The organism is Pseudomonas sp. RGM 3321 (assembly GCF_022836805.1).
Classification (GTDB): domain Bacteria; phylum Pseudomonadota; class Gammaproteobacteria; order Pseudomonadales; family Pseudomonadaceae; genus Aquipseudomonas.
Window position 1 is genome coordinate 131,101 of sequence record NZ_JALHBH010000118.1, and the last position, 11,930, is coordinate 143,030.

The 11,930-nt window shown below is 56.3% G+C and carries 13 protein-coding genes; all 13 read left to right on the plus strand.

Going from position 1 to position 11,930, the window contains the following annotated elements; genetic code table 11:
• Positions 1 to 436: 436 nt before the first annotated feature.
• A complete protein-coding gene (gene mnmG, locus RGM3321_RS22130; protein WP_244394840.1) occupies positions 437 to 2,329 on the plus strand; it encodes a tRNA uridine-5-carboxymethylaminomethyl(34) synthesis enzyme MnmG in 1,893 nt (630 codons plus the stop codon).
• Positions 2,326 to 2,970, plus strand: coding sequence for a 16S rRNA (guanine(527)-N(7))-methyltransferase RsmG (gene rsmG / locus RGM3321_RS22135; RefSeq protein WP_244394841.1), 645 nt, complete (start codon positions 2,326 to 2,328; stop codon positions 2,968 to 2,970). Before mnmG ends, rsmG begins: the two co-directional genes overlap by 4 nt.
• Before the next feature lie 18 nt (positions 2,971 to 2,988).
• Complete coding sequence (locus RGM3321_RS22140) at positions 2,989 to 3,780, plus strand: ParA family protein (RefSeq protein WP_002555991.1); 792 nt, start codon at positions 2,989 to 2,991, stop codon at positions 3,778 to 3,780.
• A 9-nt stretch (positions 3,781 to 3,789) separates the two neighbouring features.
• On the plus strand, positions 3,790 to 4,662 hold the full coding sequence (locus RGM3321_RS22145) for a ParB/RepB/Spo0J family partition protein (protein WP_244394842.1): 873 nt from the start codon (positions 3,790 to 3,792) through the stop codon (positions 4,660 to 4,662).
• A 146-nt stretch (positions 4,663 to 4,808) separates the two neighbouring features.
• The gene (locus RGM3321_RS22150) at positions 4,809 to 5,216 is read left to right on the plus strand and encodes a F0F1 ATP synthase subunit I (RefSeq protein ID WP_002555989.1); all 408 of its coding nucleotides are present in this window, start codon (positions 4,809 to 4,811) and stop codon (positions 5,214 to 5,216) included.
• 16 nt (positions 5,217 to 5,232) lie between these two features.
• Positions 5,233 to 6,102 carry a F0F1 ATP synthase subunit A gene (atpB, locus tag RGM3321_RS22155; RefSeq protein ID WP_244394843.1) on the plus strand — a complete coding sequence of 290 codons (870 nt, stop codon included), beginning with the start codon at positions 5,233 to 5,235 and terminating at the stop codon, positions 6,100 to 6,102.
• Between the two features lie 138 nt (positions 6,103 to 6,240).
• A complete protein-coding gene (atpE, locus tag RGM3321_RS22160; RefSeq protein WP_002555987.1) occupies positions 6,241 to 6,498 on the plus strand; it encodes a F0F1 ATP synthase subunit C in 258 nt (85 codons plus the stop codon).
• A 57-nt stretch (positions 6,499 to 6,555) separates the two neighbouring features.
• Positions 6,556 to 7,026, plus strand: a complete 471-nt coding sequence (locus RGM3321_RS22165) for a F0F1 ATP synthase subunit B (protein WP_002555986.1) — start codon at positions 6,556 to 6,558, stop codon at positions 7,024 to 7,026.
• Between the two features lie 12 nt (positions 7,027 to 7,038).
• The gene (locus tag RGM3321_RS22170; protein WP_003315956.1) at positions 7,039 to 7,575 is read left to right on the plus strand and encodes a F0F1 ATP synthase subunit delta; all 537 of its coding nucleotides are present in this window, start codon (positions 7,039 to 7,041) and stop codon (positions 7,573 to 7,575) included.
• A gap of 21 nt (positions 7,576 to 7,596) precedes the next feature.
• Entirely contained in the window at positions 7,597 to 9,141 is a 1,545-nt protein-coding gene (gene atpA / locus RGM3321_RS22175; RefSeq protein WP_002555984.1) for a F0F1 ATP synthase subunit alpha, read from the plus strand.
• Positions 9,142 to 9,191: 50 nt separating this feature from the next.
• Positions 9,192 to 10,052: a F0F1 ATP synthase subunit gamma gene (gene atpG, locus RGM3321_RS22180; protein ID WP_003367855.1), complete on the plus strand. Its 861-nt coding sequence runs from the start codon at positions 9,192 to 9,194 to the stop codon at positions 10,050 to 10,052.
• Between the two features lie 27 nt (positions 10,053 to 10,079).
• Complete coding sequence (atpD, locus tag RGM3321_RS22185; protein ID WP_002555982.1) at positions 10,080 to 11,459, plus strand: F0F1 ATP synthase subunit beta; 1,380 nt, start codon at positions 10,080 to 10,082, stop codon at positions 11,457 to 11,459.
• A gap of 44 nt (positions 11,460 to 11,503) precedes the next feature.
• Positions 11,504 to 11,929, plus strand: a complete 426-nt coding sequence (locus tag RGM3321_RS22190; RefSeq protein WP_002555981.1) for a F0F1 ATP synthase subunit epsilon — start codon at positions 11,504 to 11,506, stop codon at positions 11,927 to 11,929.
• Position 11,930: the final 1 nt, after the last annotated feature.

Here is an 11,930-nt window from a genome sequence, read left to right on the forward strand (position 1 = left end):
AGTGAGGGATTTTCTGTGCCTGATTTATTCTGAAGAGCGGTTTTTTTGTGGATTAAGCCCTGTGAATAACTGCCCTTTAGCCCGGTGGGTAAGCAGGGTGCAAACCTGAAGATAAATGCGCCTGTGGACAAGTGGCTATCTTATCAACAGGCTCAGGACGGTTATCCAAACCCCTCATCCCCGCCTGAACACAGACTTTTGAAACTCTGTACACATTGAAAATAAGGGCCTGTAGCAATCTATCCACAGAAAGTTGGCTCAGTAAGAATAAACATAAAAACAAGGCTTTATAAACTTTCTTTCCTTTTTATTTTCTTTATCCGTGAGTTTTCCACAGCTGGTTAAATTTTGTCCAGCGGGTTTCATTCAGGTGGGGTAAGTCCCTATACTTGTCAGCTATCCCAATTTCTCATCGACAACAGGCACGAGGTGCGTGGTGGATTTCCCTTCCCGTTTTGAAGTGATCGTCATCGGTGGCGGTCATGCCGGTACCGAGGCCGCACTGGCGTCGGCACGTATGGGTGTAAAAACTCTGCTGCTGACCCATAACGTGGAAACACTCGGCCAGATGAGTTGCAACCCGGCCATCGGTGGCATTGGCAAAAGTCACCTGGTCAAGGAAATCGACGCCCTCGGTGGTGCGATGGCCATGGCTACTGACAAAGGTGGTATCCAGTTCCGTGTGCTGAACAGTCGCAAGGGCCCTGCTGTACGGGCTACTCGTGCGCAGGCTGATCGCGTGCTGTACAAGGCAGCCATTCGTGAAACGCTGGAAAATCAGCAGAACCTGTGGATATTTCAACAAGCCTGTGATGACCTGATCGTCGAACAGGACCAGGTGCGCGGTGTAGTGACCCAAATGGGTATGCGCATATTTGCCGATTCGGTGGTGTTGACCACCGGTACGTTCCTTGGCGGACTTATCCACATCGGTATGCAGAACTATTCTGGCGGACGTGCCGGCGACCCCCCATCGATCGCACTTGCTCACCGGCTACGTGAACTGCCGCTGCGCGTCGGCCGCTTGAAAACCGGAACCCCGCCACGTATTGACGGGCGTTCTGTGGATTTTTCGGTGATGACAGAACAACCAGGTGACACACCTATCCCGGTCATGTCGTTCCTGGGTAGCAAAGAACAACATCCGCGGCAGGTCAGTTGCTGGATCACGCACACCAACGCGCGGACTCACGAAATCATTGCGTCCAACCTCGATCGCTCGCCGATGTATTCCGGCGTGATCGAAGGTATTGGTCCACGTTACTGCCCGTCGATCGAAGACAAGATCCACCGGTTTGCCGACAAGCAAAGCCATCAGGTTTTCATCGAGCCGGAAGGTTTGACCACGCACGAGCTGTACCCGAACGGTATTTCCACATCGTTGCCATTCGACGTACAACTGCAGATCGTTCAGTCGATTCGCGGCATGGAAAACGCACACATCGTTCGCCCTGGTTATGCCATCGAATACGATTATTTCGACCCGCGTGATCTGAAATACAGCCTGGAAACCAAAGTCATCGGCGGTCTGTTCTTCGCTGGCCAGATCAACGGCACTACCGGTTACGAAGAGGCCGGTGCCCAGGGTTTGCTGGCCGGGACCAATGCCGCACTGCGCGCGCAGGGTCGAGACAGCTGGTGCCCGCGTCGCGATGAAGCGTACATCGGTGTTCTGGTCGATGACCTGATCACACTTGGTACGCAAGAGCCTTACCGGATGTTCACCTCCAGGGCCGAATACCGTTTGATCCTGCGTGAAGACAACGCAGACCTGCGACTCACCGAAAAAGGCCGCGAGCTGGGTCTGGTCGACGACGCCCGCTGGGCTGCGTTCTGCACCAAGCGTGAAAGCATCGAGCTGGAAGAACAGCGTTTGAAAAGTACCTGGGTACGCCCTGGCACCGAGCAGGGCGATGCGATTGCCGAACACTTCGGCACGCCACTGACCCATGAATACAATTTGCTCAACCTGCTGACACGTCCGGAAATCGACTACGCCAGCCTGATTGCCATTACCGGGCAGGGCTGCGCTGATCCACAAGTGGCCGAGCAGGTCGAGATCAAGACAAAATACGCCGGTTACATTGATCGCCAGCAGGACGAAATCGCCCGTCTGCGCGCCAGTGAAGATACGCGTCTGCCGGAAGACATCGATTACGCCGGCATTTCAGGGCTGTCGAAAGAAATCCAGAGCAAGCTGGGGATAACTCGGCCAGAAACACTCGGACAGGCTTCGCGCATTCCTGGCGTTACGCCGGCGGCTATTTCGTTGTTGATGATTCATTTGAAAAAACGCGGCGCCGGCCGTCAGTTGGAGCAAAGCGCTTGAGTTCTATGGTCACCCCGAAACACGCCCAAGAGTTATCCACCGGCGCCCGGGAATTGGGGATTGACCTCAGTCAGGCGCAGCACGAGCAATTGCTGGCGTATCTGGCGTTGTTGATCAAGTGGAACAAGGCCTACAACCTGACCGCTGTACGCAACCCGGACGAAATGGTATCCAGACATTTGCTCGACAGTCTCAGTGTGGTGCCCTTCATCGAAGGTACACGCTGGATCGACGTCGGCAGCGGCGGTGGGATGCCTGGCATTCCCATGGCCATCCTGTTTCCGGATCGCAAAGTGGCGCTGCTGGACAGCAATGGCAAGAAGACCCGGTTTCAGACACAGGTCAAACTTGAGCTGAAACTGGATAATCTTGAAGTTATCCACAGCCGTGCAGAAAACTATCAGCCTGATGCGCCGTTCGACGGGATCATTTCCCGTGCGTTCAGCAGCCTTGAAGACTTCACGGGCTGGACTCGCCATATGGGCGACGTGAATACACGCTGGCTGGCAATGAAAGGGCTGCATCCTGACGATGAGCTGGTAGCATTGCCCTCGGATTTTCACCTCGATAGCGCACAAGCCTTGACCGTTCCGGGTTGCCAAGGCCAACGCCATCTGCTGATACTGCGCCGCACGGCATGACGGGGAACACAAGCAAGAATGGCTAAGGTATTCGCGATAGCGAACCAGAAAGGTGGGGTCGGCAAGACCACCACATGCATCAACCTCGCTGCGTCGCTGGTCGCGACCAAACGCCGTGTGCTGTTGATCGATCTCGATCCCCAGGGCAATGCGACCATGGGCAGCGGTGTGGATAAACATAATCTGGAAAACTCGGTCTATGACCTGTTGATCGGCGAATGCGATCTGGGCGAGGCCATGCAGTTTTCCGAACACGGCGGGTATCAACTGCTTCCGGCCAACCGTGATCTAACGGCGGGTGAAGTGGTTCTGCTGGAAATGCAGATGAAAGAGAGTCGTCTGCGCAATGCGCTGGCGCCGATCCGCGAAAATTACGATTATATTCTGATCGACTGCCCACCCTCGTTGTCGATGCTGACGCTGAACGCACTGGTCGCGGCAGACGGGGTAATTATCCCCATGCAGTGCGAGTACTTCGCTCTCGAGGGTCTCAGCGACCTTGTGGATAACATCAAGCGGATCGCTGAACTGCTCAATCCGCAGCTGAAAATCGAAGGTTTACTGCGCACCATGTATGACCCGCGTCTGAGCCTGATCAACGATGTTTCGGCGCAGCTCAAGGAACATTTTGGCGAGCAGTTGTACGACACCGTGATCCCGAGGAACATCAGGCTGGCCGAGGCGCCGAGTTTCGGCATGCCGGTGCTGGCGTATGACAAATCGTCTCGCGGTGCGCTGGCCTATCTGGCCCTGGCAAGTGAACTGGTTCGTCGTCAACGTCGCGGCGCAAAAACCGCTCAGCCAACCTAAGGAATTCCCATGGCCGTCAAGAAACGAGGTCTCGGACGTGGGTTGGACGCACTTCTGAGCAGTCCAACCGTCAGTTCGCTGGAAGAGCAGGCCGTCAAGGCTCCGCCAAGTGAGTTGCAGCATGTGCCACTGGACCTTATCCAGCGTGGCAAGTATCAGCCGCGCCGCGACATGGATCCTCAAGCGCTCGAAGAACTGGCGCAGTCGATCAAGTCACAGGGCGTGATGCAGCCGATCGTGATTCGGCCTATCGGCGACAACCGCTTTGAAATCATCGCCGGTGAACGTCGCTGGCGTGCCAGCCAGCAGGCAGGCGTCGAGACGATTCCGGCGATTGTCCGTGATGTTCCGGACGAAACCGCGATTGCGATGGCGTTGATCGAGAACATCCAGCGCGAAGACCTCAATCCTATCGAGGAGGCCATGGCGCTGCAGCGCCTGCAGCAGGAGTTTCAACTGACTCAGCAGCAGGTGGCGGATGCCGTCGGCAAGTCGCGTGTCAGTGTGGCCAACCTGTTGCGCCTGATTGCCTTGCCTGAAGCCATCAAGACCATGCTGTCCCACGGCGACCTGGAAATGGGGCATGCACGTGCCTTGCTCGGTCTGAGTGAAGATCGGCAGGTCGAAGGTGCGCGACATGTTGTCGCACGTGGTCTTACCGTGCGCCAGACTGAAGCACTGGTCAGGCAGTGGCTGAGCGGCAAGCCGGAGGCTGTCGAACCAGTCAAGGCCGACCCTGATATCAGCCGCCTCGAACAGCGTCTGGCCGAGCGTTTAGGCTCTGCAGTGCAGATTCGTCACGGGCAGAAGGGTAAAGGCCAATTGGTCATCCGTTACAACTCGCTGGATGAGCTGCAAGGAGTGCTCGCTCACATCCGCTGAAACAATTGCTCTGTAGCGTATAGTCGGAAATCACTACCCGACTGTTGAATAGGGGCTGAACCGCCCCTATACTCTGCGCGCATTTTGTCGGCACAAATTATGCCAAGTTATTGATTATGGCGACCGACATCAAAGGAGCAGTTGCGATGGAATCCCGCATGCCAGACCGCTTGCCGTTCTATCGCCTGGCGGTTTTTCCGCTATTGCTGGCTCAATTGATCGTGCTGCTCATGGCCGCATTGGTGCTGTGGCAGTGGCAAGGAGTCGTTGCAGGATATTCGGGACTCTGCGGAGGCCTGATAGCCTGGCTACCCAATTTATACTTTGCTCACAAGGCATTCCGGTTCTCCGGGGCCAGAGCAGCGCAAGCCATCGTGCGGTCGTTCTACGCCGGCGAGGCAGGCAAACTGATTTTCACGGCAGTGCTTTTTGCATTGACGTTCGCAGGTGTGAAGCCACTGGCACCGCTGGCGGTATTCGGTGTGTTCATGTTGATCCAGGTGGTCAACTGGTTCGCTCCCCTGCTTACGAGAACAAGACTTTCGAGACCTTAGGGCGTTTGAGGCAACCATGGCAGAGCAAACAGCTTCGGGCTATATCCAGCACCACTTGCAGAACCTTACATTCGGGCACCTGCCCAATGGCGAATGGGGCTTTGCCCACACCGCAGCAGAAGCCAAGGAAATGGGTTTCTGGGCCTTCCACGTCGATACCCTCGGCTGGTCGGTTGCGTTGGGTCTGATTTTCGTTCTGATCTTCCGCATGGCGGCCAAGAAGGCAACTTCCGGTCAGCCTGGCGCACTGCAGAACTTCGTCGAAGTGCTGGTCGATTTCGTCGACGGCAGCGTGAAAGACAGTTTCCACGGCCGCAGCGTGGTTATCGCACCACTGGCGCTGACCATTTTCGTCTGGGTTTTCCTGATGAACGCGGTCGACCTGGTTCCGGTGGACTGGATTCCGCAGCTGGCGATGCTGATCTCGGGCGACGAGCACATTCCTTTCCGTGCCGTTCCGACTACTGACCCGAACGCCACACTGGGCATGGCCTTGTCTGTGTTCGCACTGATCATTTTCTACAGCATCAAGGTCAAGGGCATCGGCGGCTTCATCGGCGAACTTACCCTTCACCCGTTCGGCAGCAAGAACCTGTTCGTTCAGGCGCTGTTGATCCCGGTCAACTTCCTGCTGGAATTCGTGACGCTGATCGCCAAGCCTATCTCCTTGGCTCTGCGTCTGTTCGGCAACATGTATGCTGGCGAGCTGGTCTTCATTCTGATCGCCGTGATGTTCGGCAGCGGTCTGTTGTGGCTCAGCGGTCTGGGTGTAGTGCTGCAGTGGGCGTGGGCTGTTTTCCACATCCTGATCATCACCCTGCAAGCGTTCATCTTCATGATGCTGACCATCGTCTACCTGTCGATGGCTCACGAAGATAACCATTGAGATTCGTCTCAGGACGTGTCTGATGACCGTCTCGCTATCGGCGGGACGGTGCCCGCAAGGGCTGATGTAGAAACGATTTTGTTTTACCGCTTCAATTAAAAAAACCTAACCAATACGACGTAAAAGTCGGGAGGAAAGATGGAAACTGTAGTTGGTCTAACCGCTATCGCTGTTGCACTGTTGATCGGCCTGGGCGCACTGGGTACTGCAATCGGTTTCGGCCTGTTGGGCGGCAAATTCCTGGAAGGCGCTGCGCGTCAGCCGGAAATGGTTCCAATGCTGCAAGTTAAAATGTTCATCGTTGCGGGCCTGCTCGACGCCGTGACCATGATCGGTGTTGGTATCGCTCTGTTCTTCACCTTTGCGAACCCCTTCGTTGGTCAACTCGCTGGCTGATCACTCGAATTTTCGAGTTGATTGGTGTGATGGACAACGAACGAGCGAGGTGTTGGCGTGAACATTAATGCAACCCTGATTGGCCAGTCCGTTGCGTTCTTCATTTTTGTGATTTTCTGCATGAAGTTCGTGTGGCCTCCGGTCATCGCGGCTTTGCACGAACGTCAGAAGAAGATCGCGGATGGACTGGACGCTGCTTCCCGAGCAGCTCGCGACCTGGAGCTGGCCCAAGAGAAAGCGGGTCAACAACTGCGCGAAGCTAAGGCTCAAGCAGCTGAAATCATTGAGCAAGCCAAGAAACGCGGTACTCAGATTGTCGACGAAGCCCGTGAAACGGCGCGCGTTGAAGCTGACCGTGTGAAGGCCCAGGCTCAGGCCGAGATCGAGCAGGAACTGAACGGTGTCAAAGACGCCTTGCGCGCCCAGTTGGGCAGCCTGGCAGTCAATGGCGCAGAGAAGATCCTGGGTGCCACAATCGATCAAAACGCGCACGCGGAGCTGGTTAACAAACTGGCTGCTGAAATTTAAGCGAGGGCGATCATGGCAGAACTGACCACGTTGGCCCGACCTTACGCGAAGGCGGCCTTCGAGCACGCGCAGGCCCACCAGCAGCTGGCCAATTGGTCAGCCATGCTCGGCCTGGCTGCTGCGGTGTCGCAAGACGACACCATGCAGCGCATGCTCAAGGCCCCGCGACTGACGAGCGCACAAAAGGCCACCACTTTTATTGAAGTGTGTGGCGAAAAGTTCGATGCCAAGGCACAGAATTTCATTCACGTCGTTGCTGAAAACGACCGCCTCCCGCTTCTGCCGGAGATCGCCGAACTGTTCGACCTGTACAAGGCCGAGCAGGAAAAATCGGTCGATGTGGATGTCACCAGTGCTTTCGCATTGAACCAAGAACAGCAAGACAAACTCGCCAAGGTTCTCAGTGCACGGCTCGGCCGGGAAGTGCGCCTGCATGCTGCGGAGGATGCCTCTCTCATAGGGGGTGTCGTAATCCGCGCCGGCGACCTGGTTATCGATGGCTCAGTTCGTGGCAAGATCGCGAAACTAGCCGAAGCATTGAAATCTTGAGTTTGAAGGGGCAGCAGAGCAATGCAGCAACTCAATCCTTCCGAAATAAGTGAAATCATCAAGGGTCGCATCGACAAGCTCGATGTAACCTCCCAAGCCCGTAACGAAGGCACAGTCGTCAGCGTGTCTGACGGTATCGTGCGGATTCATGGTCTGGCCGACGTAATGTATGGCGAGATGATCGAGTTTCCGGGCGGCGTCTACGGTATGGCGCTGAACCTTGAGCAAGACTCCGTGGGTGCCGTTGTACTGGGCGCATACACGACTCTGGCTGAAGGCATGAGCGCCAAGTGCACTGGCCGCATCCTCGAAGTTCCGGTTGGTAAGGAACTGCTGGGTCGCGTTGTCGATGCACTGGGTAACCCAGTTGACGGCAAAGGTCCGCTGAACAACACCGAGACCGATGCAGTCGAGAAAGTTGCTCCAGGCGTGATCTGGCGTAAGTCGGTAGACCAGCCTGTACAGACTGGCTACAAGGCTGTCGATGCCATGATTCCTGTCGGCCGTGGCCAGCGTGAGCTGATCATCGGTGACCGTCAGATCGGTAAAACCGCTCTGGCCATCGACGCAATCATCAACCAGAAGAACAGCGGCATCTTCTGCGTCTACGTAGCAATCGGTCAGAAGCAATCGACCATCGCCAACGTTGTTCGCAAGCTCGAAGAAAACGGCGCACTGGCTAACACCATCGTCGTGGCTGCAAGTGCTTCCGAATCCGCTGCGCTGCAATTCCTTGCACCGTACTCGGGTTGCACCATGGGCGAGTTCTTCCGCGACCGCGGTGAAGACGCGCTGATCGTTTATGACGATCTATCCAAGCAAGCAGTGGCGTACCGCCAGATTTCCCTGCTGCTGCGCCGTCCACCAGGCCGTGAAGCTTACCCGGGCGACGTGTTCTATCTCCACTCCCGTCTGCTGGAGCGCGCATCGCGCGTTTCCGAAGAGTACGTAGAGAAGTTCACCAACGGCGCAGTGACCGGCAAAACCGGCTCGCTGACTGCACTGCCGATCATCGAAACCCAGGCTGGCGACGTTTCCGCGTTCGTTCCGACCAACGTGATTTCCATCACCGACGGTCAGATCTTCCTGGAATCGGCCATGTTCAACTCCGGCATCCGTCCGGCTGTGAACGCCGGTGTTTCGGTATCCCGTGTGGGTGGTGCCGCTCAGACCAAGATCATCAAGAAGCTTTCCGGTGGTATCCGTACCGCTCTGGCTCAGTACCGTGAACTGGCGGCATTCGCCCAGTTTGCTTCTGACCTGGACGAGGCGACCCGCAAGCAACTTGAGCATGGTCAGCGCGTTACCGAGCTGATGAAGCAGAAGCAATACGCACCAATGTCGATCGCTGACATGGCGCTGTCGCTGTATGCCGCTGAGCGTGGGTTCCTGACTGACGTCGAAATCGCCAAGATTGGCAGCTTTGAACAAGCGCTGATTGCTTACTTCAACCGCGATCACGCCGATTTGATGGCGAAGATCAACGTGAAGGGTGACTTCAATGACGAAATCGATTCTGGCATGAAAGCCGGCATCGAGAAGTTCAAGGCCACCCAAACCTGGTAAGCCGCAGCGGGGGCCGCAAGGCTCCCGCTTGCTAACCTGATAGGTGTTACATGGCAGGCGCAAAAGAGATTCGCAGCAAGATTGCGAGCATCAAAAGCACGCAAAAGATCACCAGCGCCATGGAAAAAGTGGCGGTCAGCAAAATGCGCAAGGCTCAAATGCGCATGGCTGCTAGCCGTCCTTACGCGGAGCGCATTCGTCAGGTGATTGGTCATCTGGCAAACGCCAACCCGGAGTACCGCCACCCGTTCATGATCGAGCGCCCTGTGAAGCGCGTCGGTTATGTCGTAGTGAGCAGTGACCGTGGTCTGTGTGGTGGCTTGAATACCAACCTGTTCAAGACTCTGGTCAAGGACATGGCGGTGAACCGTGAAAACGGTGTAGAGATCGATCTGTGCGTGGTCGGCAGCAAAGGTGCGGCATTTTTCCGCAACTTCGGCGGTAACGTCGTCGCTGCGATCAGCCACCTGGGCGAAGAGCCGTCGATCAACGACTTGATCGGCAGCGTCAAGGTGATGCTGGATGCCTACCTGGATGGCCGTATTGATCGCCTGTCCGTGGTATCCAACAAGTTCATCAACACCATGACCCAGCAACCCACAGTGGAGCAATTGATTCCGCTGGTGGCAACCCCGGATCAAGGGCTCAAGCACCACTGGGACTATCTCTACGAACCCGATGCCAAAGAGCTGCTAGACGGCCTTATGGTTCGCTACGTGGAATCGCAGGTGTACCAGGCGGTGGTCGAGAACAACGCAGCTGAACAAGCAGCGCGGATGATCGCGATGAAGAACGCCACAGACAATGCCGGTGATTTGATCAGCGATTTGCAGCTGATCTACAACAAGGCGCGTCAGGCAGCGATCACCCAAGAGATCTCGGAAATCGTCGGCGGCGCTGCCGCGGTTTAACGGTTCAAATATTAGAGGAACCAGCTAATGAGTAGCGGACGTATCGTTCAAATCATCGGCGCCGTGATCGACGTGGAATTCCCACGCGATAGCGTACCGAGTATCTACAACGCGCTGGAAGTTCAAAGCGCGGCAGGAACCACCCTGGAAGTTCAGCAGCAGCTGGGCGACGGCGTGGTTCGTACCATTGCGATGGGCTCCACCGAGGGCTTGAAGCGTGGTCTGGAAGTAACAGACTCTGGCGCAGCCATCTCCGTACCGGTCGGTAAAGCGACTCTGGGCCGGATCATGGACGTGCTGGGCAACCCGATCGACGAAGCTGGCCCGATTGCCACCGAAGAGCGCTGGGGCATTCACCGTCCTGCACCGTCCTTCGCTGAGCAGGCAGGCGGCAACGATCTTCTCGAAACCGGCATCAAGGTTATCGACCTGGTCTGCCCGTTCGCCAAGGGCGGTAAAGTCGGTCTGTTCGGTGGTGCCGGTGTCGGCAAGACCGTAAACATGATGGAGCTGATTCGTAACATCGCGATCGAGCACAGCGGTTATTCCGTGTTCGCCGGTGTGGGTGAGCGTACTCGTGAGGGTAACGACTTCTACCACGAGATGAAGGATTCCAACGTTCTGGACAAAGTGGCACTGGTTTACGGTCAGATGAACGAGCCGCCGGGTAACCGTCTGCGCGTAGCACTGACCGGCCTGACCATGGCCGAGAAGTTCCGTGACGAAGGTAACGACGTTCTGTTGTTCGTCGACAACATCTATCGTTACACCCTGGCCGGTACTGAAGTATCCGCACTGCTGGGCCGTATGCCTTCCGCAGTAGGTTACCAGCCGACCCTGGCTGAAGAGATGGGCACTCTGCAAGAGCGCATCACTTCCACCAAGAATGGTTCGATCACCTCGATCCAGGCCGTATACGTACCAGCGGACGACTTGACTGACCCGTCGCCTGCGACCACGTTTGCCCACTTGGACGCCACCGTCGTACTGTCCCGTGACATCGCTTCCCTGGGTATCTACCCTGCGGTAGATCCACTGGACTCGACTTCGCGCCAGCTGGACCCGAACGTCATTGGCCAGGAACACTACGACACCGCTCGCGGCGTTCAGTATGTGTTGCAGCGTTACAAAGAGCTGAAAGACATCATCGCGATCCTGGGTATGGACGAGCTGTCGGAGACCGACAAACAGTTGGTTAACCGTGCTCGTAAGATCCAGCGCTTCCTGTCCCAGCCTTTCTTCGTGGCAGAAGTCTTCACCGGTGCTTCAGGTAAATACGTTTCTCTGAAAGACACCATTGCTGGCTTCAAAGGCATCCTCAACGGTGACTACGACCACCTGCCAGAACAAGCGTTCTACATGGTCGGCGGCATCGAAGAAGCGATCGAGAAAGCCAAGAAACTGTAATCCCGGCGCCCGGAAACGGGCGCTAATTAGGTTGAGGCAAGCAAATGGCTATGACAGTCCATTGCGACATCGTCAGCGCGGAAGGGGAAATCTTCTCCGGTCTGGTCGAGATGGTGATTGCGCACGGCAACCTGGGTGATCTCGGTATCGCTCCAGGCCACGCGCCGCTGATCACTGATCTGAAGCCGGGCCCGATCCGCTTGATCAAGCAGGGTGGGGAAGCCGAGGTGTTTTACATCTCCGGTGGTTTCCTTGAGGTTCAGCCGAACATGGTCAAGGTGCTTGCCGATACTGTGCAACGTGCTGCCGACCTGGATGAAGCTTCTGCTCAGGCTGCCGTACTGGCTGCCGAGAAGGCTCTGAACGAGAAAGGCGCAGATTTCGACTACGGCTCTGCAACTGCTCGTCTGGCCGAGGCTGCAGCTCAGCTGCGCACCGTTCAGCAAATTCGCAAGAAGTTCGGCGGCTAAC